Annotated in this window: 22 protein-coding genes, 2 tRNA genes and 4 pseudogenes; 14 read left to right on the forward strand and 14 right to left on the reverse strand. The window is 36.0% G+C overall.

Annotation, left to right across the window (positions count from 1 at the left end):
• Positions 1-36: 36 nt before the first annotated feature.
• The 9 genes and pseudogenes from AC6ER8_RS04550 (at position 37) to AC6ER8_RS04590 (ending at position 7043) form a co-directional block, all read left to right on the forward strand.
• Complete coding sequence (locus AC6ER8_RS04550) at positions 37-909, forward strand: DsbA family protein (protein WP_497077593.1); 873 nt, start codon at positions 37-39, stop codon at positions 907-909.
• Positions 910-1163: 254 nt separating this feature from the next.
• Positions 1164-1664: an acetyl-CoA carboxylase biotin carboxyl carrier protein gene (gene accB / locus AC6ER8_RS04555; protein WP_497077594.1), complete on the forward strand. Its 501-nt coding sequence runs from the start codon at positions 1164-1166 to the stop codon at positions 1662-1664.
• Between the two features lie 14 nt (positions 1665-1678).
• Positions 1679-3028, forward strand: a complete 1350-nt coding sequence (gene accC, locus AC6ER8_RS04560) for an acetyl-CoA carboxylase biotin carboxylase subunit (protein ID WP_497077595.1) — start codon at positions 1679-1681, stop codon at positions 3026-3028.
• 223 nt (positions 3029-3251) lie between these two features.
• Positions 3252-3327 (forward strand) — tRNA-Thr (locus AC6ER8_RS04565).
• 308 nt (positions 3328-3635) lie between these two features.
• A pseudogene (locus tag AC6ER8_RS04570) lies at positions 3636-4174 on the forward strand (lysozyme); the annotation flags it as partial.
• On the forward strand, positions 4171-4419 hold the full coding sequence (locus AC6ER8_RS04575) for a hypothetical protein (RefSeq protein WP_497077596.1): 249 nt from the start codon (positions 4171-4173) through the stop codon (positions 4417-4419). The pseudogene AC6ER8_RS04570 and the gene AC6ER8_RS04575, both read left to right, overlap by 4 nt.
• A gap of 74 nt (positions 4420-4493) precedes the next feature.
• On the forward strand, positions 4494-4706 hold the full coding sequence (locus tag AC6ER8_RS04580; protein WP_497077597.1) for a hypothetical protein: 213 nt from the start codon (positions 4494-4496) through the stop codon (positions 4704-4706).
• Between the two features lie 268 nt (positions 4707-4974).
• A complete protein-coding gene (locus AC6ER8_RS04585) occupies positions 4975-5532 on the forward strand; it encodes a hypothetical protein (protein ID WP_497077598.1) in 558 nt (185 codons plus the stop codon).
• Between the two features lie 77 nt (positions 5533-5609).
• Positions 5610-7043 carry a hypothetical protein gene (locus AC6ER8_RS04590; protein ID WP_497077599.1) on the forward strand — a complete coding sequence of 478 codons (1434 nt, stop codon included), beginning with the start codon at positions 5610-5612 and terminating at the stop codon, positions 7041-7043.
• Between the two features lie 93 nt (positions 7044-7136).
• On the opposite strand, the pseudogene AC6ER8_RS04595 reads toward AC6ER8_RS04590, so the two are convergent.
• The 5 genes and pseudogenes from AC6ER8_RS04595 to AC6ER8_RS04615 all read right to left on the reverse strand — a co-directional run bounded on the left by AC6ER8_RS04595 (position 7137) and on the right by AC6ER8_RS04615 (position 11073).
• Positions 7137-8026: pseudogene (locus tag AC6ER8_RS04595) on the reverse strand (tyrosine-type recombinase/integrase).
• 275 nt (positions 8027-8301) lie between these two features.
• Positions 8302-8802, reverse strand: coding sequence for a hypothetical protein (locus tag AC6ER8_RS04600; protein WP_497077600.1), 501 nt, complete (start codon positions 8800-8802; stop codon positions 8302-8304).
• 135 nt (positions 8803-8937) lie between these two features.
• Complete coding sequence (locus AC6ER8_RS04605) at positions 8938-10122, reverse strand: alpha/beta hydrolase (protein ID WP_497077601.1); 1185 nt, start codon at positions 10120-10122, stop codon at positions 8938-8940.
• A 386-nt stretch (positions 10123-10508) separates the two neighbouring features.
• Positions 10509-10729, reverse strand: a pseudogene (locus tag AC6ER8_RS04610) (hypothetical protein).
• Positions 10730-10845: 116 nt separating this feature from the next.
• Complete coding sequence (locus AC6ER8_RS04615; RefSeq protein ID WP_497077602.1) at positions 10846-11073, reverse strand: hypothetical protein; 228 nt, start codon at positions 11071-11073, stop codon at positions 10846-10848.
• A 594-nt stretch (positions 11074-11667) separates the two neighbouring features.
• On the opposite strand from AC6ER8_RS04615, the gene AC6ER8_RS04620 reads away from it, so the two are divergent.
• Positions 11668-11886: a hypothetical protein gene (locus AC6ER8_RS04620; protein WP_497077603.1), complete on the forward strand. Its 219-nt coding sequence runs from the start codon at positions 11668-11670 to the stop codon at positions 11884-11886.
• A 6-nt stretch (positions 11887-11892) separates the two neighbouring features.
• Positions 11893-12003: pseudogene (locus AC6ER8_RS04625) on the forward strand (tyrosine-type recombinase/integrase); the annotation flags it as partial.
• A gap of 981 nt (positions 12004-12984) precedes the next feature.
• Here the strand turns inward: AC6ER8_RS04625 and AC6ER8_RS04630 are convergent.
• The 7 genes from AC6ER8_RS04630 to folE form a co-directional block, all read right to left on the reverse strand.
• Positions 12985-14820 (reverse strand): FAD/NAD(P)-binding protein, encoded by a 1836-nt coding sequence (locus tag AC6ER8_RS04630; RefSeq protein WP_497077604.1) that lies wholly within the window; start codon positions 14818-14820, stop codon positions 12985-12987.
• On the reverse strand, positions 14792-15955 hold the full coding sequence (locus AC6ER8_RS04635) for a YbfB/YjiJ family MFS transporter (RefSeq protein WP_497077605.1): 1164 nt from the start codon (positions 15953-15955) through the stop codon (positions 14792-14794). The genes AC6ER8_RS04630 and AC6ER8_RS04635 overlap by 29 nt, the downstream gene beginning before the upstream one ends.
• A 29-nt stretch (positions 15956-15984) precedes the next feature.
• On the reverse strand, positions 15985-17049 hold the full coding sequence (locus AC6ER8_RS04640) for an NAD(P)H-dependent flavin oxidoreductase (protein WP_497077606.1): 1065 nt from the start codon (positions 17047-17049) through the stop codon (positions 15985-15987).
• A 535-nt stretch (positions 17050-17584) separates the two neighbouring features.
• Positions 17585-18226 carry a tyrosine-type recombinase/integrase gene (locus AC6ER8_RS04645; RefSeq protein ID WP_497077607.1) on the reverse strand — a complete coding sequence of 214 codons (642 nt, stop codon included), beginning with the start codon at positions 18224-18226 and terminating at the stop codon, positions 17585-17587.
• Between the two features lie 11 nt (positions 18227-18237).
• Positions 18238-18567 (reverse strand): Arm DNA-binding domain-containing protein, encoded by a 330-nt coding sequence (locus tag AC6ER8_RS04650; RefSeq protein ID WP_497077608.1) that lies wholly within the window; start codon positions 18565-18567, stop codon positions 18238-18240.
• Between the two features lie 204 nt (positions 18568-18771).
• Positions 18772-18856 (reverse strand) — tRNA-Leu (locus AC6ER8_RS04655).
• 142 nt (positions 18857-18998) lie between these two features.
• Positions 18999-19610 carry a GTP cyclohydrolase I FolE gene (folE, locus tag AC6ER8_RS04660; RefSeq protein ID WP_497077609.1) on the reverse strand — a complete coding sequence of 204 codons (612 nt, stop codon included), beginning with the start codon at positions 19608-19610 and terminating at the stop codon, positions 18999-19001.
• 125 nt (positions 19611-19735) lie between these two features.
• Here folE and AC6ER8_RS04665 point away from each other — a divergent pair, with 125 nt between their 5' ends.
• The 3 genes from AC6ER8_RS04665 to thrS all read left to right on the forward strand — a co-directional run bounded on the left by AC6ER8_RS04665 (position 19736) and on the right by thrS (position 22603).
• On the forward strand, positions 19736-20197 hold the full coding sequence (locus tag AC6ER8_RS04665; RefSeq protein WP_497077610.1) for an iron-sulfur cluster assembly scaffold protein: 462 nt from the start codon (positions 19736-19738) through the stop codon (positions 20195-20197).
• Positions 20164-20514, forward strand: a complete 351-nt coding sequence (yidD, locus tag AC6ER8_RS04670) for a membrane protein insertion efficiency factor YidD (RefSeq protein ID WP_497077611.1) — start codon at positions 20164-20166, stop codon at positions 20512-20514. Before AC6ER8_RS04665 ends, yidD begins: the two co-directional genes overlap by 34 nt.
• A 112-nt stretch (positions 20515-20626) precedes the next feature.
• Positions 20627-22603, forward strand: coding sequence for a threonine--tRNA ligase (gene thrS, locus AC6ER8_RS04675; protein WP_497077612.1), 1977 nt, complete (start codon positions 20627-20629; stop codon positions 22601-22603).
• 1041 nt (positions 22604-23644) lie between these two features.
• Here thrS and AC6ER8_RS04680 read toward each other — a convergent pair.
• Positions 23645-24148, reverse strand: a complete 504-nt coding sequence (locus AC6ER8_RS04680; protein ID WP_497077613.1) for a MerR family transcriptional regulator — start codon at positions 24146-24148, stop codon at positions 23645-23647.
• Positions 24149-24325: 177 nt separating this feature from the next.
• Positions 24326-24649 carry an integration host factor subunit alpha gene (locus AC6ER8_RS04685; RefSeq protein WP_375626479.1) on the reverse strand — a complete coding sequence of 108 codons (324 nt, stop codon included), beginning with the start codon at positions 24647-24649 and terminating at the stop codon, positions 24326-24328.
• Positions 24650-24722: the final 73 nt, after the last annotated feature.

Here is a 24722-nt window from a genome sequence, read left to right on the forward strand (position 1 = left end):
ACTTAATAACGCAATAGAAAATATGAAGGGATACAGATGATCCATCAATCTCAAAACTCGAAATTAATGCTTGTTTCAAAAATTTTAGTCCCAGTTATGTTGACTCTTTCAATCTTTTCACCTTCTTTATCAAATGCAGCATCACACCCCAAAGCAGAAAATCATTTAAACTTAGAAAAGCTTAAAACACAACTTTTGGAAGATTCTAGCTTTTTATCTAAGCTTAAAGAAAAAATGATATCCGATACTGATTCTCATTATATTCAAAAAATTGTCAGAGAGTATCTTCTTACTCATCCAGAAATTATGATTGAAATGCAGCTTATCCTTCAAGACAAGCTGGAAAAACAAAATGAATACGAAAACCAAAGACAAACTTCAGTTATTCATTCTTTAGAAAAGGAAATTTTCCACTCCCCTCATGACGCAATTTTAGGAAATCCAAATGGTAAAAAAGTACTTGTTGATTTTTTTGACTACAATTGTGGATATTGTAAGATGTCATATTCATATATAGAAGACTTGATAAAAGAATACCCAGATCTACGCGTTATTATCAAGGATTTACCAATTTTAGGACCTGATTCCATGGCAGCTCATACGGTTGCTTATGCATTTCGAAAACAACTTCCAGAAAAATATCCACAGTTTCATAAAGCACTCCTAGTGAATCAGGGACGCGCAAATGAGGCTAAAGCTATAAAAATAGCTGTTTCATTAGGAGCCGATGAAAAAAAACTCCGTAATGCAATAAAAGATCCTAATTTACAAAACGCCTTTAAAGAAAATATTCAAATTGCCTCTACACTTCATATCACGGGAACCCCCTCTTACATCATCGGTAATAAAGTATTTATCGGTGCAGCCAGACAAGATATTCTAAAACAAGCAATAGACAATATACAGTGAGTAGCAGTTCTATATCTAATCCGTTTTAGGAAGAATACTGTAAATGGAGTGATTTTGGGCTTTCTCTTTTTTGACAACAGGCTTATAAGTGCAATTTTGCATGAAGCAGATACGAATTTAAAATTGCAAAGTATAATGACTTAAAGGAAATAAATATCTTTAAAGACTCAAAAGATATTATCCTTAAATCTAGAGATATTCGGTCATAAAATGAGATAATGACGATCTTTATTGATCAAGGAGTTAGAAATAAAATGGCAACAAAAAAAATAGATTCGGAAAAATATACCGCAATTGATACGAAAATTATTCGTGATCTTGCTGAAATTTTGAATGATACGAATTTAACGAATATTGAAGTTGAGCAAGGGGAGCTTCGTATTTGTGTTTCACGCCAAAATACCTCAACTTTTTCCGAACAAGCAGTCTATACCCCTGTTTCTACTCCTAGTTTTTCTGTAACATCTTCTCCAGTTGCAACAACTGAATCTCCCGTACAATCTCCCCAAGAAGATAAATCAAAAAATACAATAACTTCTCCAATGGTTGGAACAGCTTATCTTGCTCCTTCACCAGGTGCACGACCGTTTGTAGAAGTAGGTCAAAAGGTTTCTGAAGGTGAAACATTACTGATCATTGAAGCCATGAAAACAATGAATCAAATTTCATCACCACGCTCAGGTACGGTAACGACTGTTCTTGTCAAAGATGCTCAACCCGTTGAGTTTGGTGAACCACTTATTATTGTTGAATAAAGCGAGGGGCAACCATGATTCGAAAAATCCTCATTGCTAATCGGGGAGAAATTGCTCTTCGGGTTTTACGTGCCTGTAAAGAACTTGGCATAAAAACCGTAGCTGTTCACTCTACTGCTGATGCAGATGCAATGCATGTGCGCCTTGCTGATGAAAGTGTCTGTATTGGCCCTCCTCCTGCTCGTGATTCTTATTTAAGTATTCAACAAATTATTGCTGCATGTGAAATTACAGGAGCTGATGCGGTTCATCCAGGTTATGGCTTTCTTTCTGAAAATGCAAAATTTGCAGATGTTCTAGAAGCCCATGATATTACATTCATTGGTCCAACGGCTGCTCATATCCGAATCATGGGTGATAAAATTGAAGCCAAAAAAACTGCAAAAAAACTTGGTATCCCTGTTGTTCCTGGTTCAGATGGTGCTGTTACTGAAGAATCAGATGCTTTGCGCACTGCTCGTGAAATTGGTTACCCCGTTATTATCAAAGCTTCTGCTGGAGGTGGGGGGCGTGGTATGAAGGTCGTTCATTCTGAAGAGGAATTTTCTATAGCTCTCAAAACAACGCGTTCAGAAGCAAAAGCAGCTTTTGGTGATGACGCTGTTTATATAGAAAAATATTTAGAAAAACCGCGTCATATTGAAGTTCAAGTCATAGGTGATGGTGCGGGAAATGCTATTCATTTAGGAGAACGAGATTGTTCACTTCAACGACGGCATCAGAAAGTATGGGAAGAAGCTACATCACCTGCCCTTAATGAGACTCAACGGGAAAAAATTGGCAGTATTGTTGCAAATGCCTGTGCTGAACTTGGATACCGTGGAGCTGGAACTATTGAATTTCTTTATGAAAATGGTGAATTTTATTTCATTGAAATGAATACGCGTTTACAAGTCGAACATCCTGTAACTGAAGCAATTACAGGTATAGACCTAGTTCATGAACAAATTCATATTGCATCAGGCTGTAAGCTTTCAGTGACACAAGATGATGTTTGTTTCTCCGGTCATGCCATTGAATGTCGTATTAATGCAGAGGATCCTATTAATTTTACGCCATCACCTGGAATCATTACACATTTCCATACCCCTGGAGGTTTAGGAATTCGCGTTGATTCGGGTGCTTATTCAGGTTACCGGATTCCTCCTTATTATGATAGTATGATTGGAAAGCTGATTGTTCACGGACGTACTCGTCGAGAATGTATGATGCGTTTACGACGTGCTTTAGATGAATTTGTCGTTGATGGCATAAAAACGACACTACCTCTCTTTCGCGATCTTATTAATAATCAAGATGTTGCTGATGGTGATTATAATATTCACTGGCTAGAAAAATATCTTGCTCATCAGTCAGCGTCTTAAGATTCGTAATTCAATAGAAAAATGCTAAATTCTTATCAAAGATTCTATAAGATATCACTAAGGATAATTACAACGTTACTATAAATAATCGTGAGAAAAGGAATAAGCTGATTATTTTTTTATTTGTTATATAATTTTCTTTTAATATGCACATAATATACACAAGAATTGATAATTTTCTGTTTGCCTTTTTATGAGTTTGTGCTAACTCGTACATGGTTATGCCCTTATAGCTCAGTTGGTAGAGCACCTGATTTGTAATCAGGGGGTCGGGAGTTCGAGTCTCTCTGGGGGCACCATATTCTTTTATCTGTCCTATAACTTACTGATTTTATGTATGTTTTAAGAGGTGATGGATTCGTTAATAAACGTAAGGGAATAGGATTTTGCAACTTGCCTCTATAGGACGCCTGCTTTTTACCTAATTTCTCCAATAATTTTTTAAATCTTGCTATGTCTTGTTGTGAAAAATTGTCTAAGTTTCTAACAAACATACCAATAACTTCACCTTTAAATGAATCTGAAGTTTTTATTGTTAAACTCTTACGGCAAGCATAAGCTTCTTTTTTTACAGAGAATCCTTCTCTTGATCTAAAGCTGCCTCAGTAAACCTTTTGTTCACAAAACGATGGCAATCATCGAAAAACAAGATGAAAGTCTTCTTTGTAAAGACTTAAGACAATTTGAGAATGCTGTTGAACGCACTATTACAGCTTTATTAACAGACGAACAATTCGCAGCATTAGTATCCTTTTGTTATAATGTAGGAACAGTAGCTTTTTGCAATTCTACCCTATTAAAAAACTCAATAGTGGCGATTATGAAGCGGTACCGGCCGAATTACAAAAATGGACCAAAGCCGGTGGTAAGCGTTTACAAGGTCTTGTGCACCGGTGTGCAGCAGAAGCAGGACTGTGGGCAAAAGGTGCTTATATTTCTTCTAACTACTAAACCTTGGAAACCAAAGAACCAACGGGACGCTTTAAGGCAGAAGCATTGGCACCAGTTATTGGCTCTTTTTCAGGGCTTGGAGGCTTATTGGCAGGCAATGGTCCAGTGCAATGGGCTTTTGCTAGCATTATGGTTTTAGCAGCAGGTGTAGGCATTATCTTTGTTGCCAAACGCTTTCAGGAGCACCGCCTATGATCTTATGGTTGAAAAAGAATTTACTCCTAACAGGTGCAGCACTAGCCGCTTTTTTTATGGCTTTAGCCAAAGCTTTCATGCTTGGCAAAAAAGCAGAACAACAAAAGCAAACAGAAAAAACGCTAAAGGCAGCAAAAACACGTCTGGAGGTAGAAAATGAAGTTAATCAAAAAAATGACACTGATGTGCGTACTGCTTTTTCTCGTTGGTTGGTTACCCATTTATTTAAACAAAAGAGATGTTGACGTCATCAGTTCAAGCTTAGCAAGAAATATCTTAAAACATAACACCCTAGGTGAACGTTTGTGCGGATGGAAACATGGCTAAAAGAAAAACAAGAGACGATATAGAGCTTACAGAAGCGGAAAAAGAAATTCTTCAAGAGATCATCATGACTTATAAAAGCGTGAAAGTGATGTCGCGTTATACGAAATGGATTGTACTTATTATACTCTTATTAGCGCTTGATTTTTCACGCCTTATAGATGCATTGGGAAGTATTTTTACACAAAAACCAAATATCCGACTCTAAATACACTTTGAGACGTGCAAAATTTTTAGCCTATAGATTTTTAATTTTGCACGTCTCATGGAGACATCATGATAATGTCTTTGCATATTTAAAAAAGTGTTTTTTGAAAAATTAGCCTTTGAATTAGCTTGTTTCATGGATTTAAAGATTCTAATAGCGTATACTAAGTGTGATTGGCTTTGAAATTTTGGTTCTTTAAAGACGTGAAGAAAATCAGATTTTTATAATACAACACGATTGCTTATCTTGTATAAATCAGGGGGAGATAATGAAAACAAATTTAAGTGGCCGCGTAAGAAATACATCTTTACCAGAAAATCATGCTCTATTGCCTCTTTTTGAAGCAGTTGTAAATTCTATCCATTCCATTGAAGAAACAGGAAATGATTTTTCCTCAAGCTACATTATAATTTCAGTCATAAGATCAGAGCAAGCTTTACTAACACTTGAAGGCACTGAAAAACTAAACAAAACACAAATTATAGGTTTTAAAGTAATCGATAATGGTACAGGCTTTAATGATCATAATTTTCAATCATTTGAAACTTTAGACTCAGATTACAAGATAGAAAAAGGCTGTCATGGTATAGGACGACTTTTATGGCTTAAAGCTTTTGATAATATAAAAATCAGGAGTATTTATGAAACAGATAAAGGGTTAAAAGGACGCGCATTTTTATTTGATACTACCGCAGGTATAAAAACATTAGAGGATTTTCAAGATAATTGTGCAAAAAGAGAAACTGTTGTCGAATTAAAAGATCTGAAAAAAAATATCAAGTTCATATTCCTAAAGCGCTACAATCTATTGCAAAAGCACTTTTAGAACATTGTCTCTGGTATTTTGCAAGAACTGGTGGTTGTCCCTCCATAACTATTGAAGATGACACGGAAAAGATATCGTTGAATGATCTATATAAGCAATGTATGCATGGAGACATTTTTAATGAAGAAATCAAAATTAGAAATGATATTTTTTCTATTATGCATATTAAATTTAGATCCTTACCTTTAGAAAATCAGGCTTTATATTTTTGTGCAGGCAATAGGGTTATTACAAAAGAAAAATTATCTAAGAAAATTCCTGGTATGCAATCAAAACTACAAGATAATACAGGTGAATTTATCTACTCTTGCTACATAAGCTCCCCTTTTTTGGATAAGAGAGTACGTTCTGAAAGAATAGGCTTTGATATTGAAGAAAAGATTGAAGATAAACAAGAAAATTTATTTGAAAGAATAAAAATATCATTTTCGATAATACGGCAAGCTATATATGAAAAAATTCAAGAATATTTAGCTGTAGAGTTACAGCAAAACATTCAAAACAGTAAGGAGATAGTTGAACAGTTCACACATAAAGTACCACGTTATCGTCCACTCTTAAACTATTTAACAGACAATGACTATATGATTTCTCCTACAATAAAGGATTCAGAATTAGAGCTATATTTACATGAACGTTTCGCTAGAATAGAAAATGAAATTTTAAAAGAAGGTCATAATATTTTAGCAGTTCAACAAGGAGAAAATTTAGACAGTTATACTGCAAGAATTAATAAATATGTAAATGCTGTAGGTGATCTTAAAAAGTCCGATTTGGCAAATTACTTATTTCACAGAAAAACGATCATAGAACTTTTGAAGGAATCTTTAAATTCTCTTTCTGAAGGTGATAAAAAATATGTTAAAGAAGACGTTATTCATCAACTCATAGTACCGATGAAGTGTGATTCTAATTCCGTAGCTATGAATAATTGTAACTTGTGGTTAATAGACGAAAAATTAGTATTCCATGATTATTTAGCTTCTGATCTCCCATTACAAAAAATGCTTATTACAGGATCTATTGCAAAGGAAAGACCTGATATATGTAGTTTAAAATTGTGTGATAATTCTCTCTATGAGAATCCTTTATTAGTATCAGATAGCAAAGGGGATTCAGAATATTCTCCTTTGGCATCTCTTACTATAGTAGAAATTAAGCGTCCCATGAGAAATGATGCAAAAGCTGGTATTGAAACAGATCCTATTCAACAGGTCATGACTTATTTAAAAGAAATTCGTAAGGGTAAAGTATGTACCCCAAAGGGACGTCCAATAGATTTGGAGGGAAAAGTTCCCGGTTATTGTTATATTATCTGTGATTTAACTCCTAGCATAAGAGAGTGTTGCACAGATTGGGATTTAACAGAGACAGGTGATCATATGGGATATTTTGGATATCACAAAGGCTATAAATCCTATATAGAGGTGATTTCATTTAATAAGCTCATAGCTGACGCCGAAAAAAGACATCAACGCTTCTTTGAAGCTTTAGGGTTACCATTAGGATAGAATAAGGACGATTATATCTTTACTCTAATGGCTGTGAATACTTTATCATGCCGCTTCTGTTATAAACGCTGCCCACTGTTCCATGAGGGCGTGTCATTGTTCTAAAAAATCTGTCCGCATATAAGCTTTTGTAACTGAACTACCAACTGAATGGGCAAGAACAGTTTCGGCAATTTCAAATGGTGTTGACGTTGTTTCTGCTATCCAATCCCATAAGCGTGAACGGAAACCATGGGGGCGATAAGTCAAACTACAAACGGTCATATATTTTGCCATACTTGTATCAGAAATTGGCTTGCCGGTAAGACCAGCAAATAAAAAAACATTTTTTTCAAAGGGGAGTTTCAAAAGGAAGAGATTTTTCAATCACTTTTAAGACTTCATCACTCAATGGCACATGAATTTCCTACAATACTTTTCATATTTTCTTTCGATATTATCCATATATTCTTCTCTATTTGTTCAAGACGTAAATATCGCAATAGATATAACTGTACTCCAGTCAAAATAAGTAATTTCAGTGCTAAATTTGAAAGGATTTTATCATCCAAATTCTGATAAAATTCTGGAATCTCTTGCCAAGACATAGCCGGAATATTTGTGATGTAGTACGAGGCTTTCCTAAAAGGGCGCGTGCTTTCATACAAGCCTGTAGATCAACATCCAAACCAAAGGCCGCAGCATATTTCAAACAAATGTTAATACGATTAAGTGCTTTTCATACCGTATCTGCTTTTTTACTTTCAAAAGCCGCCTGCACAACTCTTTAAAGCTATTACTTTGCTGTTTTAAGACAGTTTGTTCTCAGAAAGACAATAGGATCATTGCCTTCTTTAAGAATATCGCTATAAGATTTAGCAAGCTCGCGCGCTCCTTTAAAGAAAGTCTTGTGGCAGAACCAAGCCCCATTTACGGCGCTTATTGTAGTATGTATAGCGAAAAAACTAAGAATGTGTATTCTCTTTTCGAATATTCGACTACAGCCCCGCCCCATCATAATATTTCTCTTAAGAAGATGCCTTTACCAATACTGCTGATAATCTATGAATCGCCCTCTCTTAATTCACCTTCTCGTCAACCTTTTAGATCACCTTAAATTTTTTATTAATGCTTTAATGTGACAAATAGTATGCTTATCAAATAAGCATGTCTTATATGATAATGAAAATTCTTTTATTAAAAAAACATAACCTTCTAGTATCCCTTTTTCTGTAAAATTAAAATTATCTATCGGCTCAACTAAAAGAACTTTTATTTTTTAGCTTTTATGCTTTTTCTCAAAGAGATGTGGGCTTTCAAGAATGAGCTTTTCTCGAGCTTTTTGTAACTGTTTAATGACTTCATCAATTTTTGATGGAGAACAAAAAGCTTCTTGACTATTCAACAAATGTAGCCTCTCTTTACCCTCGTATAAGCATTGTATCTGAGATTGAAGCATTCTAATTTCTTGAAAGAAAAGACGTCCTGTTTCCTTAAAACCATTATTAAGTGAAAAAAGTTGATCGGAAATAGATAGCAACATCTGTTTTAAAAAGCGCTCATTTTCTTGGCGCTTACGGTATTCTAAAATAAGAGCGTGGCTTATCTCGTCTAATTGTTTTTTTGTAGAATTAATTTGACGCAATAAATTTGGTTTTTCCCCCATATCACCTTTTCTCACCTTCACAAGCATCGCATGAATGTTTAACAAATTAATTGCGGAATGAGATAAATAGTCAATAACTTTAGGCGTATTACCGTAGCGTTCCGGTGCAATCATCTCAAAATCACCTAATAATTGGTTTTTACATCCATCCCGCTATCTATTTTCTATTTTACAAAGCTATTCTAAAGAAAGTACTAAAAAATATTATCCCAATACATTATTCGATGAGTCTCTTCTCTCTTTTTACGATCAACGTGAAATTCGCGGAGAAAGAAAACGTATGGGGGTATAAAGGATAAGATGTGTTGTTTTCTCCAATACGCTACTACCATCAGCAAGAAGCGCTTGACTAGGTGACAATTCTGTACCTTGCATAATTGTTGAAGCTAAAGAACCTTCTCGAGAAAGAGCCATCAATGTTGGTGAAGACGCAAATACATTGTGTGCCCCTCCATCCACATGAGAAAAATCAAGAACAGCTATTCCATTTTTACGCAACATTTCAATATCTGAACCATCTCCGACACGATGATGCCCACCTGTAAGACGCCCTGAAACAGCGAGAGCTTTATCCGCTCTAGATACTAAAATAGCTGTGGGCTGTGGGAGTTTTTTAATATCATTAAGTTGACGCTCAAATACATCAATATCAATATCTGGCGCAGCCATTAATAAACTTGTAATACGACGAATAGGTTTATATTTTCCTTGTAGTGCTAAGGTTCTAAATGCTTCCATTATAACAAAATTGCCCATAGAATGTGCAATAACCGAAATTTGATCAGCATTAGTTTCACTAATAAGTGTCAAAAGCTCTATCAATCCATCGCGAGCGAAATTAGCACTGTCTCGATCATAAATATAAAGAGGGATTGATCCAGCAGAAGGCCAAGAATAATGTACAGCGACAGCATCTAAAGAATAATCGTACGTAAACTGTGCAGTACGAAACGTTCCATCTGCAAAATTATTATTATATCCATGGATAAAAAGAAAAATTTCCCTTTTTCCTTTTGTTTTTTTTGCTAAAGCAGCATTTAATTGCTGCTTAAACTGTTCTTTATTATCGTATTTTTGCAATGCTACTGCTGCAAAATACTTATCATGTGTAGGTTTATACGCATTTATTTCAACAACTCCTTTTACATGTTGCTGAGGAATTCCTACATCAACGCGATTATAATGCACTTTATTTGATCGCTCTGAGCCATAAGGTTGAGCGTAATTATTTTGCATCATACGACTTGTGGCAACATACACTGGGATGATGGCTTTTGGGACAATTGGTTTCCCCCCAATTTCTCTTTCTACTGCAGTCATAGAAGGGGTTGCATGAATCCCATGCCAAAGGACAGCACGTGAATCGCTACATGCTGATAATAAAGAAATACAAATAAGAAGTGTTAAATACCTTAAAATCACTATACTTCTCACTGCAACTCCACCCAATCCTTAAAAAATAACATTTCAAATGTACAGATGAAGTAATAAAAAATGAACCATTATGAGGAACGCACCAATGAATAACACACAAAGAAATATTTTTCTATAATACGTATAGATTCCCCCTCTCTACACAACTTCCTCTCGTTACTGAGAGACTAACCTCTAATGGTGTGGTCGAGAGATACCATTTTATAATAATTTCTTACTACTTTTCAATGCGTTAATAAGAATATTTAAAAATAAGACCACCTTTTAAACCACCTGATATACAAAACCTATAACACTATCAAATAGCATCATCATCTATATATTGCAATTGCGAATCAGAGCTTATTTTCAAGGTTTTTTTACCATTTTAAATAAAGAAGTTTAATCTAACTCTTTGTTATCCATTTTTTTAAAGTGTGAGAAGCTATTCTCTATGACGTCCATAAAACGGGACAAATCCATGACAAACATAAAGACAATAAAGGCTAGCCATACGTGACATCATTTTTAAATCTTGGTAGGTTTCTATCATCTCATGAAGCAGCTGTTGTTCTGTTTCTGAGAGATCTTTTTCCGGCTTATGTTTTCTACTCATTTTGCTAACCACATAAGCGTGTTCCCTATTGATTATGTTTCAAGATATCTCTTGCTAGGTTGGAACTAATGACCTCAACATCTTTACGGTCTAAATAAATTGGCAACCAACCAACACAAGAAACAGACCTATTTGCCGCGCACCCAGCGAGACAAAGCAGAACGCACACCAGAATCAGTTTTTTGATTAACTTCATTTTCTACCTCAAAACGGGTTCTTGCTGTCTTTAAAGCATGCTCTGTTTGTTTGTACTGTTCACTTTTCTTGCCAAGGTAAAAAGCTTTGGCTAGAGCCATTAAAAAAACGGCTAAAGCCGCTAACAGAAGAGATAAATTTCTTTTGAACCAGAAAATCACAAATGCTATTCCTTAAACCTCACCAGTCCTGTACACGCGACTAAAATCATAACCCCTGCTAACGATGAAAAATATTGTTTCTTTACCATTGGCTATGAAGGAAAATCACTAGACCATTATCTAAATTGTCTCATAGAAAATAATATAAAAGCTTTATGTGAGGTTCGTAAAAATCCAATAAGTAGAAAACATGGTGTTTCAAAAAGCAATCAGAGAAAGCTATAAACAACATTGGCATTACATATATGAACTTGCCTGAATTTGGAATTGCCTCCAAAAAAAGACGCAATCTGTAAACACGAGAAGATTATGAAAAGCTTTTTGATGACTATAACAACACAACTCTTAAAAATAATCCTCATGCAATAAAAAAATTACACTAGCTTTTTGGGGGATAAAAGGTGTGTTGCAATTACTTGCTTTGAAGCTGATGTGTGCTTATGTCATAGAGGAGAAGTCGTTTTGACTCTTATACAACGACAAGGTTGGAAATATGAAATTAAACACATCTAACTCCACCCTTTCCTAACAGTTTTCAATCAATCCCTGATTCACAACACGAGTGAATTTCATCTTAAATTTAAGGAGAAAAATATGGCGCCTCGTTCAGCTACCATAACGCAACCAGCCATTGCGCGCGCTTTAAGAGAAGCCAAAAAACAAGGGTGCGAACTCATAGAAATAAAGCCCACCGGTGAACTGCTTATCTATCTTAAATCCGATATTCCACTACCAAATTCAACAACACACCCAGACAAATTTTTAAATTTGTCCACGAATGAATATTACGACGATTTACTATATAAGATGTAAAATACCATGCCTAAACCACGCCCCCCTCATCTTGTTAAACAAATTACCCAATGTGGGAAAATCGTATGGTATGTATGCATTGGTCATGGCAAACGCATTAGAATACGCGGGACCTTTACAGCAACAAACTTATAGAAAACGTATCGACATCCTTAATCTCAAAAAGCATTTTATGAATGGAGTTAAGGTAATATTCAAGATCTTCAATATCTCACAGACAAATATACTCTTGCATATACGCCTCTTCACCATATACCACGTATAAATAAATAAAGCCCATTTTATTGACATTGCACCAGAAAATTTAGATCTGAACAAGGATGTGGTGAAAGTGGAGAGGTAAACTGTACGAGGAATTAAATTAGCGAGCTATCCTGATATATGAGATATTTATCCCATAAAGCTAAATTTACTCAGTCCACTCTTTTTCAGGTTTTAAGTCCTCTTAAGCGTGGATGAGAAATTGTGAGAAAATCCAGAAAACTCCTTGAATAAATTCGCTCATTGCAGCCACAGGATCAAGCAGAAATGCTTAGCAATGGTATGCACTCTATTCAAAATTAAGAGTGAGATTTACAATGTTGCGACAACCCAAGGTGATTTATGAGAGGCATTTTCCCACCTATCTTCTCTAGTCTCCCATACATCTCCCCTTGTGGTGCATAAGCAAGCGAATATAATTAATTCAACATAGAAAGGCTCTAAATAAGAGTATTTTACAATATTTAGGATTATGATTCAAGGTGTAGAGTGATGACTTATCATTATGAATCAACATATTACCTGAATCTTAATTTCACATAGTTTCCTTAGTTTAACCAACATTCAGTGCGCTTCTCACATGTGATTTTACTTCAAGAATCGCTCCCATATCTATAAGCACGAATACAGTAGCGAAATGTCCATCCTTTTCGCCTCAATTGGGATATCCCCCACACAAACAATTACTCGTTCTTGTAACGGTTTTTTAGATTTATCGATAAATTTACTTCTTTTTATCGATCATCAACATGAGAGTTACCCCAAATATACTGTCGGATATCTTTATCACGCTTAACTGTTTAATTAGCGCCTCCAAATGCTTTTGAGGCATTAAATTTACCTAGATGTGACATAATTCACTTCTATTTCGTTAAACATCTGCTGGATACATTTATCTGAATCCAATAGAAAGCGAGAATTCACACCTGGTCGTGGCAGAACAAAGGTAAAAAAACAAGGACCTTCAACCGGATTACCCAAAGACCACACATTTTTTCTCACACCTCCATTGAGATCTATAATGTTATAATTTCTGTCAATATTCAAGCCACCAGTATGGTAGTCTCCATTTACATATTCTGTGAGAAAACCCTTACTATAAAGGTTTCTGATTAATGGTGAGCGCTCAAGATTTATGTCAAATGGATCTATCCTTGCTTGGATAACAACATCTGCAACCTGAGTCGTTGTTTCTTCTGAGAAAGTACCAACAATACGGAAAACAGAATTTTTCTCGTCGATTTCTAAAATAGGTGAAGGACCAAGATCTATGCGAAGTAAACCACTATCGATTAAAGCGAGTAATTGCCTATTCCGCACTAAAGGCGGACCAACAGCTATACGATTCATAATAGGGACAAAGTCACTTACAAAACGCGCATGAGACTCTGGTGTCAAACCACCCCATTCAACGCAATAGCGCATGGTATCGCGCACATCTCTCAAGACATCGGCTGCTGCTTTGACACTGCCAGAAACATTTCCTGCGTAAGCATTTTTGAGATCGTCTTCCAAAAATTCATAGATATAGCGTTTGTAATCAACGGCATTTTTGAATACAACGCCTTCTAAGGGATATAATATTTCGTCAATTTTCCTAAAATCTTCATAGTCAATACATTCAGTCTTACCCATGGCATGATAGTATGCCCTCAACATTTCCTTTTTCAAGACTGGAAGAATATCTTCAAAAAAATCAAATTTCTTTTTTTCCTGTCGCAGAGATTTGAAGTAATCTAATGTAAAGAATTCAGCTGTATAAGCCTCAGAGACCCCTTTCTCATTTATGGCTCTAGAAGAAAATGGAAGCCCTTGTCTTGAGAAGAGACTGATGACAGGCTCTCGCCCTGATGGTATATATTCCAAGCGGCCTCTGTTCTCTTTATATCGGCCTCCTCTTCCAACAGTTAGCTCGGCTATAACATCATGCGCCGTTAATCCCATACCCTGCACTAGCACTCGAGCATCAGGGCTAACACTTTCTATCATGGATAAAGGATAAGGAGATCTTATAAATCCTAAGTTGGGATTTTTATGCTTATTTGAAGAAACAAAATCTATTTTTTGTTGCTCATTCTCTGTGAGTATATTAGTACCATGCCCAGTAGTCATAAATATAAATTCAAAAGTCTGCTTATAATCCCCATCTACCACAACAATAAATTCACGCTCTGATAATGGCTTAATATCAATCACATGAGACCTGATAATAGACACATCTACATTACGCGGTCTGTTTGCTGTCAATTGATCTACAACGAATTGTAAATAATTCCCTAACTCAGCACGTGATAGATAGTCGTTATCATCTATAGGTGTTCCAACATCTGAGTCTTCAGCCATATGATAGAAGTTAGAACCTATTTTACGAATACCTACATCTTTAGCCCATTGAGCAAATGATGGTCCATTGGTATATGGGCCGGAAACTTCACAAGTTTTATCTAAGAACATAGTCATTTGCGATGCAACTGTATTGACTAATAGATAATCTGCTTGTCTTGGCGAATGAGATCCACAACCATGTTCATTGGGATCAAATATTGTCAGGTTTATATGAACACTACTTATATAACGACGAGCATAGGCATTTATCCTCTCATAAAAACTAATGCCACGAGCCCCAAAACCGATGATAGCACAATTAATAATTTTTTTTCTGTTTGTAGCCATAGTGTCTTTCCTGTATAAACCACACGCATAGAATAAAAAGAAGAAATGATGAAATAGAGAATATTAGAATATAATCTTCTATTATATAGAAAAGCCAAGTGAACATATATGCAGCTATTGCTTGTGATAAGGCAAATGCTGATACTGCTCTGCTCCAAATAATCTGCTGAATTTGTGGATCAGATGAAGACAATTCTCCTATTAAACCAAGATATAAAGGCACAATGCCAGGAGTAGCGGCACCCATAATAAGAGCCGATAGTAACAACGCGATCTTCAAATCAGGGAACAATAGTAATAGAAACGAGGCAAATAATTGCACAAAATTCATCAAAGATATCATTGAGCAATACGATGTTTTTTTAGCTGCTATGCCCAATATTATGGCTCCTAAAAATGCACCAAAGGCATAAACTAGCCAAATGATAGAAGCAAAATAGGTTGATGGTATTGTGCGAAGTAAAACAAAATTCACAAGAAATAATATATATGGCATTAACGCTGCAGCGTTGATGCCATATGTTAGATATATGAAATAATCTATTCGCCTAGACTTATACGACTTTTTAACGTGCTTAAACTTCGTGTTGGGGATAGACTGATAGGTTATTATAAAAAATATAAGAGTGATTAAAAAAAGTGCCCCCCAATAATAATATACTTTAATACTTGCTATCATAGGCGTAAACAAAGCAGACAATAGCAAGCCTAACCCCACTCCTGAAAACATTATGCCACCAGAACGAGCACGATCTTTTGGATCTATAGCCGATAACAAAGTCGGAGCAGCCACAGCTGTTAAAACCCCACCCGACAAGCCTACAATAAAACGCCATATCATGAACCACAAGCTTCCATATGGATAACAACAGCATAAAAAAGACAGCCCACTCATGAAGAATGCTAATCTTAATGCATATCTTGGAGAAATGAGGCGCAAAATATAAGGCGATGAAAAAGCACCGATGAAGTAACCTAAAAAGTTTGCAGAACCTACCCAAAAAATATGATTTTCATCAAGCCAACCTTGGCTTATAAGATAAGGTGTTGCAGGTGTATAAGCAAAGCGTGATAAACCTATACCAACCAAGGATGCGGCAAACCCACTCAATACGTACTTGACCGTTTTATTCATTGTCATATTAGCTTTAGATTCACTTTTTCTTAGCTCTGTATAGAGTGAGCATACTCGTTTTCTAACTCTGCGATAATTTGTGCTGCCGGAATAAAACGCGCCAAGAAAGCATTTTGCCCCGCCCAAAAAGGACCTATATCAGGATCTCCTCGTGAGAGCATATTTTTTTGCAGCTGTTTGAAGGCATCATAACCGTAAGGATACTCCGGAATATCCTTATCAGTAATACTCATCGCCCATTGGACAAACGACGTCATTATTGACCGCGCTGGCCGCCCAGAAATGGCTCGCGTCAAAACGGTTGGTATGGACTTATCAGACTTTAAAAGACTTTTATGACAATGGCTCGCACCGCTTTCGCTACACCCTATAAAGGCACTCCCTAATTGTACCCCTTGAGCACCCATGAGCATAACGCTCGCTATATCAGCCCCAGTCATTATACCGCCCGCAGCAATTATAGGAAGTGACAAGTGCTTGGACAAAAGCCGAGTCAAGACGTGCGTTGATAACTTCTCGTCAAATTGTGAAAGATTAAATTGTCCTCGGTGTCCTCCTGCCTCAAAGCCTTGAGCAATTATTGCATCCAAACCCTTGACTGCAATTTCTTTCCCCTCCTCAAGACAAGTTGCAGTAGCCATAAGTTTGGCACCGGTCCGTCGAAAGATGTCAATGATATCATCATCAGGAACACCAAAATGAAAGCTAATAATATCAGGGGATTGTGCAGCAACAGCGATAGCTAAAGCCTTATTATTTTTAATAGAGGTGTATATATTCTTAAGAGGAGTATTTAGAATCATTTCCCCCCCTAAAAAATGATCGTTTAACTTAGTTCGCCAGTGAGAATCTTTTGCTGTATCCACACGCAAAAAGGGATCATGACAGAAAAGATTAATATTAAACGGCCGATCAGTTAGTGCTTTCGTTTTTTGAATTAATAAAACTGCTTCATCCGGCCCCAATCCGCCAATAGCTAGCGAACCAACCGCACCAGAATTAGATACGGCAGCCGCCATCTCAGGGGTCGATACACCAGCCATAGGCGCTTGTATTATTAAAGAGCGTATATCTTTAGGTAATGTAGCTAACACAGTAGCCCTCAAAAATTAATGGTTTGGAAATTCATCACCTATAATGCTTTTGAAACTATAGGTGGGAAGTACGAATAACAACACCGCTTACTCCTGCTCCACACCGCTTAACATCAAGTTGGTAGCAAGAAAATTAAAGCTTCGTTCATTTTCATATCCAGCGGCAATATATATAAAAAAATGTACGATTGCAACAATCAATTATCCTGATAAATTCTGATATATACAGTTTTTCTATAACCTTAAATCTACTTTATTAGGCTTGTCGTGATATACCTTATTTTTTCGGCACAGTTGATGAAAAACTATGAGCAGTTTTTTTGATAAAAGTATTATAATTTCAAGAAAAACAAAGAGAACCAAATTACTGTAAAGATCACCCCGCCCTTAAGTTTTGTAAACGATATTTTGTATCTCATCTTAACCTGCAAAACTTTATAATATTAAAACTAATCAACCAAAGAATGGTTAAAGTAGAAAGAGAGACAAGAGAGTTTAGACAAATCAGAAAAGAAAAGAAAAGCCAATAAAGCGCTCAAAAAAAGGAGAGTGTGAAACAGCCCGTGCTCTTTTGTTTGAAACCGTGTGGACGATAAGTAATCCCTCTCTCTTTCATAAATTTAGAAAGCGTCATATCAGATATAGGCTGTCCAGAATTCCCAACAAACAAAAATCCATTTTTTTCGATTGCTTTTGCTTTTTCAATAATAGCAAGCGCTTCATCTGTAAGCGGTACACGAAAATCAAAAACCTTTCCAACTATCCCTTTCATATTTTCTTTTGGAATCGTCCAGATTGATTGATTGATTTCCTCCAACCGTATATGCCGAATTGGCATTGAACGAACACCTGTTAAAATGAGAAGTTTTAAGGCTAAATTGGATACAAGTTCATCATTTAAAGATTGATAAAAAGCTGGAACTTCTTGCCATGGCATAGCCGGAATATTTTGAACATTTTGAATAAATTTTCCCAATAAAGCTTTTGCTTTTGGTACCAATTGCATATCCACATCTATACCACGTGCTGCCGCATGTTTTATAGCAATATTTAAACGCGATAAAGCTTTGCTTGCCGTTTCGTTTTTTGTTTTCCAAATAGGGGATAAGCACTCTTTTATATCAATCTGCGTCAATTCAGTAATTGCTATATCTCCAAGCTTTGGAAAAACATGCAATGTAAGAGGCGTTAACCACCTTCCGGCTGTTCCTTCATTTTCAATTCACTTTTTTTGGCTTCAAAGGCACTTAAAACAATTTCTCGTAAAGAAATACTGTCAATCGACCGCTGTAATTTTTCATTGTTCCTTTTACGAATCGGGTCAATCCCTTGGTTTAAAAGATCACGGCAAGCAGTAGCTTTAAGTCTTGCTTCTTTCAAAGATACAACACTACAAGAGCCTAACCCCATTTCACGACGTTTTTTATTGAAATCGAATCGAAAAACCCAACGTCCTTGATTCTGTGCTGTTTTAATAAGCCATAATCCAGCTCCATCAGCATATTTACCTTTAGGCAAACTTTTTTACAGATAAAGCAGATAATCTATCACGTATTCTTGTTTTCCTAGTCACTTTTCAAACCACCTTTTGAATTGCGCTTTCGGCGGATTCATCAGATATCAAAATCATATGTAGAAAACATTTAAGGAAATAAAAACAATAACTTATAAGTGAAATGAGATAAACAACGATATCAAGTGATATTATAGAGAATCTATAAATGGTGCGGTCGAGAAGACTCGAACTTCCACGGGTTGCCCCACAGCGACCTCAACGCTGCGCGTCTACCAATTCCGCCACGACCGCACATAGTGAAGTAAATTTTTTTGGCTCTCAGCCTTTAACAAATCATAAAGAAAGGTACAAGCCAATTTTCTCTTTCTCATAATTTATTTTATCCAGATAGTTTATAACTTAATTTAGTGATCACTAAAAATATGGATTTTGACTATGATCTTTGAACCATCATCATAAAATGTGCTTGTGCAGCTTGATCTTTTTCATAATAACCATGAAATTTTTTTGTAATTGTTGTAGATCCCTGCTTTTGGATTCCTCTCATAGCCATACACATGTGTTCAGCCTCAATCAATACGGCTACACCACGAGGTTTTAGGTGGATTTCCAAAGCTTGAGCCACTTGCGCTGTCATCGCTTCTTGTGTTTGTAAACGACGAGAAAAAATATCTACAACACGCGCAATTTTTGAAAGACCAACAATTTTTGCATCTGGAAGATAGGCTATGTGCGCTTTCCCTATAATTGGGATCATATGATGTTCACAGTGCGAATAAAAAGGAATATTCTTTACGACTACCGATTCATTGTATCCAGACACCTCTTCAAAAACGGTACCTAAAGTTTCTTCAACCGATTGATGATAACCATTAAAAAGCTCGCGATATGCTTTCGCTATACGTCTTGGAGTTTCTAAAAGCCCTTCTCTGCTTGGATTTTCACCCACCCATAAGAGTAGTGTACGAATCGCTTCTTCCACCTCTTCAATACTCGGATACTTTTCTTCAGATAAATTTGTTCCTTCTTTAACCACATCACGCATTCAAAAACTCCAACCTTCTTCTATACAAAATATTTGCTATAGACATATTTCATTTTGTATAATCTCTATATAAGCGAATTAAAAGTTTAAACAATCACGTCTCTCAAAGTTTCAGGCAATAGTGCATGATTGATGATATCTACAGTGATAAAATACTTGAATATGCTGCGCATATAAGCAGAATTGGGCGTCTTGATAATCCTGATGCAACATCAAAAAAACATGCATATCCTTGTGGCTCAACAATCACTGTAGATCTAAAGGTGGAAAATCATATTGTGACAGATTTTGCTCATGAAATACATGCATGTGTGCTAGGACAGGCCTCAGCTTCACTTTTAGCCTCTCATATTATTGGACAAGAAACGCAAGATCTTAAAATATTACGTGAAATTATTTATCAAATGCTAACGCAAAATGGACCTTCTCCTCAAGCTCCCTTTGAGGATTTTTCTTGCTTACAGCCCATTAAAGACTATAAAGTGCGCCATGCTGCAACACTATTACCCTTTGATGCAACCGTGGACTGTATTCAACAAATTGAAGAAAATAAATGCTCAAATCACAGTTTCGACAAAAAAAGATGACTCGAAATTACACCGGTGCTTGGCAAAAAACACCTGGACGATTATTGGGAATTTTCTTTATACGTTTCTATCAAATAACACTTTCGAGTCTTATCGGTAATCAGTGTCGCCATGCTCCAACTTGTTCAGAATATATATATGAAGCAATCGCACGTCATGGGCTTTGGGCTGGGGCATGGATGGGACTCTTTCGTATCATACGGTGTGGCCCCTTTGGAACAGATGGCTTTGATCCAGTCCCTCCATCACTTGGAAGTTCTTGCTGCTTTTATAAACCTTGGCGTTATTGGAAAATTTCTGACAAACACAACAAATAATCCTTTCATTTTTTCATATGTATTGATAGAAAGGATAGTCTATAAGCTTTTAACTCAATTTTCACGAAACCATCCGCAATCGTTGGCGGAATTGGATTAAAAGGGTGTTTTTATGTCTTGCTCTGTTTCTCTTTCTTTTCCCGATGGTTCAAAACGTAATTACCCCGCCGAAATGACAGGCTTAGAATTAGCAGAATCCATTTCTAAATCGCTTGCGAAAAAAGCAGTCGCTTATAGTCTTGATGGCATTATGCGAGATCTATCGGATCCATTGGGACAATCTGGTCAAGTAGAGATTATCACCCGAGAAGATTCACGGGCTCTTGAGCTCATAAGACATGATTGCGCCCATGTCCTTGCTGAAGCAGTGCAAGAACTCTTTCCTGACACACAAGTGACAATAGGTCCTGTCATTGAGAATGGATTTTATTATGATTTTGCACGCCAACAACCTTTTACGTTAGATGATCTTACCGTCATTGAAAAGAAAATGCGTGAAATTATCCAACGCAATAAACCTTTTAGAAAAGAAATTTGGTCTCGTGAAAAAGCAAAAGACGTTTTTACTGAGAAAAAGGAATTTTATAAAGTTGAGATTATTGAGAGCATCCCAGACAATCAAGATTTAAAAATCTATTATCAAGGGGATTGGTTTGATCTTTGTCGCGGACCGCACATGCAATCGACAGGACAAATTGGAAATGCTTTCAAATTAATGAAAGTCGCGGGGGCTTATTGGCGTGGCGATGCTAATAATCCCATGCTTACGAGAATTTATGGAACAGCATTTGCGAATGAAAATGACTTACAAGCTTACCTTCATATGCTAGAAGAAGCTGAAAAACGTGATCATCGCCGCTTGGGACGTGAAATGGATTTGTTTCATTTTCAAGAAGAAGGGCCAGGAATGATTTTTTGGCACCAAAAAGGCTGGAAAATGTTCCAAAATTTGATCAACTATATACGTAGACGCCTTGATGATCATCAATATGCCGAAGTTAATGCACCGCAAGTTCTCGATCGATCACTTTGGGAAATATCGGGGCATTGGGGCTGGTATAAGGAAAACATGTTCAAAGCAATTCCTGCCGCAGAAGATTCAGATCATGGGAATGAGTATGCTCTTAAGCCAATGAATTGTCCTGGTCATGTGCAAATTTTTAAGCATGGTTTAAAATCTTATCGTGATTTGCCTATTCGGCTTGCTGAATTTGGTCTTGTTCATCGTTATGAACCTTCAGGCTCTTTACACGGTCTTATGCGTGTGCGTGGTTTTACTCAAGATGATGCGCATATTTTTTGTACAGATGAACAATTAGCCGATGAGTGTTTGAGTATTAATGATCTTATTTTATCAACTTATGCCGATTTTGGTTTTAAAGAAATTAGTCTTAAGCTTTCAACGCGTCCAGAAAAACGCGTTGGATCTGATGCATTATGGGATCATGCAGAAAATATTATGGAATCTGTCCTTAAAACGATTGAAAAAAAATTTGCGGGACAAATCAAAACAAGCATTCTTCCGGGAGAAGGGGCCTTTTATGGTCCAAAATTTGAATATACATTAAAGGATGCTATCGGTCGTGAATGGCAATGTGGAACAACACAAATAGACTTTAATCTCCCTGAACGGTTTGGAGCATTCTATATTGATAAAAACTCAGAAAAGCGCCAGCCTGTTATGATCCATCGCGCCATTTTTGGATCAATGGAGCGTTTTCTTGGTATATTAATTGAAAATTTTGCTGGACATATGCCACTTTGGCTTGCTCCAGAACAAGTTGTTGTTGCAACAATTACAGCCGAAGCCAATGAATATGCCCAAAAAATAACTGCAAAGCTTAAAGCTGTTGGGCTTTCTGCAAAAACAGATCTTCGCAATGAAAAAATTAACTATAAAATACGAGAACATTCTTTACAAAAAGTTCCCGTTATTTTGGTGTGTGGTAAACGTGAAGCTGAAACAAACAGTGTAAATATGCGTCGCTTAGGAAGCCCAAATCAAACTCTTTTATCTGTAGAAGATGCCATTAAGCAACTCTCAAATGAGGCAACACCTCCTGATTTACAGCGTGTAATAAACGCATAACATCACAAAAGGTCGTAAAATATTAATCTTTACTATAAACGGTCATTTATAATCTCCAAAAAAATCATAAATTATAATCCATAAGAAAGGTTGATGATAAGATTGAATGTAGGAGCTATAAACTGTTTAGAAGCAAGCCATAAACAAATGCATATTAACAATAGCAATTAATCTTTTACTTGATTGGTGATACACGGGAAACCATTATGATAATTAGTGCAACCTCAAGCAAGAATTATCATAAATATGTAAATGAATTGAATAATGATGTGCCTTATTCATGAGATGTTCTCATTAAAAAATAACAATTTGATTTATAATGATATATCTCTACCGCTATTTATCTTAAACAAGAATCTCCAATATCATAGGATTTTTTCATTTTAAATTTATTTATATTAAATCAATCAAAATTATTCATTTGTATGTAATAATTCGAATCTGTGCCATATGAATAAAAACTATTTAGTAAGAGTTTTAAAAATGTATACAATAATACCCCGTCTCAAGTGCAAGGGTCGTCACATATATTAGGAGAGCCTGTTTAAATATCATGATGATGTCATCTTATTTACTCATAAGCGTAAAGAGGGAAGTGCTTAATGGCTTTATCGTTATACCCTTCACATACACTGTTGAGAAACGGGCTTGAGAAATCCTTAAGAAAAATTCTTTAACAGATTACGTGAATTGATAACCCGATAGCATTCTATACTATAGAAGAACTCGCAATTTTGCTGACCAGATATTGCTTTAACATCTCTTGAGAGTTTAGTTATAAAGCTAAACTAAAGGAAAATAACAATGTTTGGCGTTTATTCTTTCCTCTCTTCATATCTAACTAAATTTAATTTTTTTAAAAAATTAGCCAACGACAGATACATAGTAGGTTAGTGGCTGGTTCGCGTTATACGCATAAAACGTCTAAATATCTCCACGAAATACATTATCGCACTAGATGCTCATAGTGACTTACAATAAACTTTTAAAACGTAAATTTCATTAAAAAAGAAGCAAAGTATAAAGTAAAAGATATTATTGTTATCGAGCTCTATCAAGAACACGCTTACATTCAATGAGTTCAAATAGGATTTCTTGCAACAATGCTTTATCGGTTTTATCTTTATAAAGATTCACGGAGCCAACAGCTGCTTCTCCCTCATTCCTCATGAAACTCAAAAGCCCAAAAGAAGACTTTTTAGGTTTATTGCTCGTATTTTCAAAAGTTTGTCCTGCATGTTTTTTCTCTATAACAACATTCATGGCATCAAGATCGCCATTACCAAATGCAGTTACAAAAGCAACACCGTTCTCTTTCAAAAGACGTTGCACACCTTTTATCGTATAACCTTGATCATACAATAACTGCTTAATACCATTGAGTAAATCAACATCAACTGGACGATAATAGCGCCTCCCTCCGCCACGTTTCATTGGTTTAATCTGCCTAAAACGTGTTTCCCAAAATCTTAAAACATGTTGCGGAAGCTCCAGTAACTCGGCTACTTCGCTAATTGTGCGAAAAGCATCAGAGCTTTTATCCATTTTGCAACACCTTATCTAAAGCACGACAAATAATTTGATAATGATTCATTGCGTCTCAATTTCTCAACAAGATTAGTCAAAAATAAGACCTCGACTACTTACTAAATAGCCTTTTTAAATATAGATCTTTATTTTATACACTTTTTAACAAATACCAAACATTATCATAATGTTTATTTATGAAATATCATTTTTCTGTCTTGCACGATGTGAATCTAAAATTCTCTGTTTAAGGACATTTGCAGCCTTAAACGTCACAACACGTCGTGGCGGAATAGGTGCTTCAACACCTGTTTTTGGATTTCGTCCAACACGTTCATTTTTACTACGAACTTGAAAAGTTGCAAAAGAAGATAATTTAACTGCTTCACCTCTTACAAGTGAGTTGCAAATCTCATCCAAAACCAATTCGACTAAAGCTGCTGATTCAGTATGTGACAAGCCCACTCTTTTACAAACTACGCTCGCTAAATCTGCACGCGTTACTGTCTTACTTGTCATTATAACCACCTATTCAAATATTAAAAATTACAAAATGACTTATACGTTTTATTCAAATATGGTCAAGCACCCA

Source organism: Bartonella sp. SL320, assembly GCF_059687635.1.

Coding starts and splice junctions, on each gene's coding strand:
- thrS (WP_497077612.1), top strand. CDS start 20,627: ATGTCTTGCTCTGTTTCTCTTTCTTTTCCCGATGGTTCAAAACGTAAT.
- AC6ER8_RS04620 (WP_497077603.1), top strand. CDS start 11,668: ATGGCGCCTCGTTCAGCTACCATAACGCAACCAGCCATTGCGCGCGCT.
- yidD (WP_497077611.1), top strand. CDS start 20,164: ATGCTCAAATCACAGTTTCGACAAAAAAAGATGACTCGAAATTACACC.
- AC6ER8_RS04600 (WP_497077600.1), bottom strand. CDS start 8,802: ATGATTGCACCGGAACGCTACGGTAATACGCCTAAAGTTATTGACTAT.
- AC6ER8_RS04630 (WP_497077604.1), bottom strand. CDS start 14,820: ATGGCTACAAACAGAAAAAAAATTATTAATTGTGCTATCATCGGTTTT.
- accB (WP_497077594.1), top strand. CDS start 1,164: ATGGCAACAAAAAAAATAGATTCGGAAAAATATACCGCAATTGATACG.
- AC6ER8_RS04665 (WP_497077610.1), top strand. CDS start 19,736: ATGATTGATGATATCTACAGTGATAAAATACTTGAATATGCTGCGCAT.
- AC6ER8_RS04685 (WP_375626479.1), bottom strand. CDS start 24,649: ATGACAAGTAAGACAGTAACGCGTGCAGATTTAGCGAGCGTAGTTTGT.
- AC6ER8_RS04680 (WP_497077613.1), bottom strand. CDS start 24,148: ATGGATAAAAGCTCTGATGCTTTTCGCACAATTAGCGAAGTAGCCGAG.
- AC6ER8_RS04550 (WP_497077593.1), top strand. CDS start 37: ATGATCCATCAATCTCAAAACTCGAAATTAATGCTTGTTTCAAAAATT.
- AC6ER8_RS04575 (WP_497077596.1), top strand. CDS start 4,171: ATGATCTTATGGTTGAAAAAGAATTTACTCCTAACAGGTGCAGCACTA.
- accC (WP_497077595.1), top strand. CDS start 1,679: ATGATTCGAAAAATCCTCATTGCTAATCGGGGAGAAATTGCTCTTCGG.
- AC6ER8_RS04635 (WP_497077605.1), bottom strand. CDS start 15,955: ATGAATAAAACGGTCAAGTACGTATTGAGTGGGTTTGCCGCATCCTTG.
- AC6ER8_RS04580 (WP_497077597.1), top strand. CDS start 4,494: ATGGCTAAAAGAAAAACAAGAGACGATATAGAGCTTACAGAAGCGGAA.
- folE (WP_497077609.1), bottom strand. CDS start 19,610: ATGCGTGATGTGGTTAAAGAAGGAACAAATTTATCTGAAGAAAAGTAT.
- AC6ER8_RS04585 (WP_497077598.1), top strand. CDS start 4,975: ATGAAAACAAATTTAAGTGGCCGCGTAAGAAATACATCTTTACCAGAA.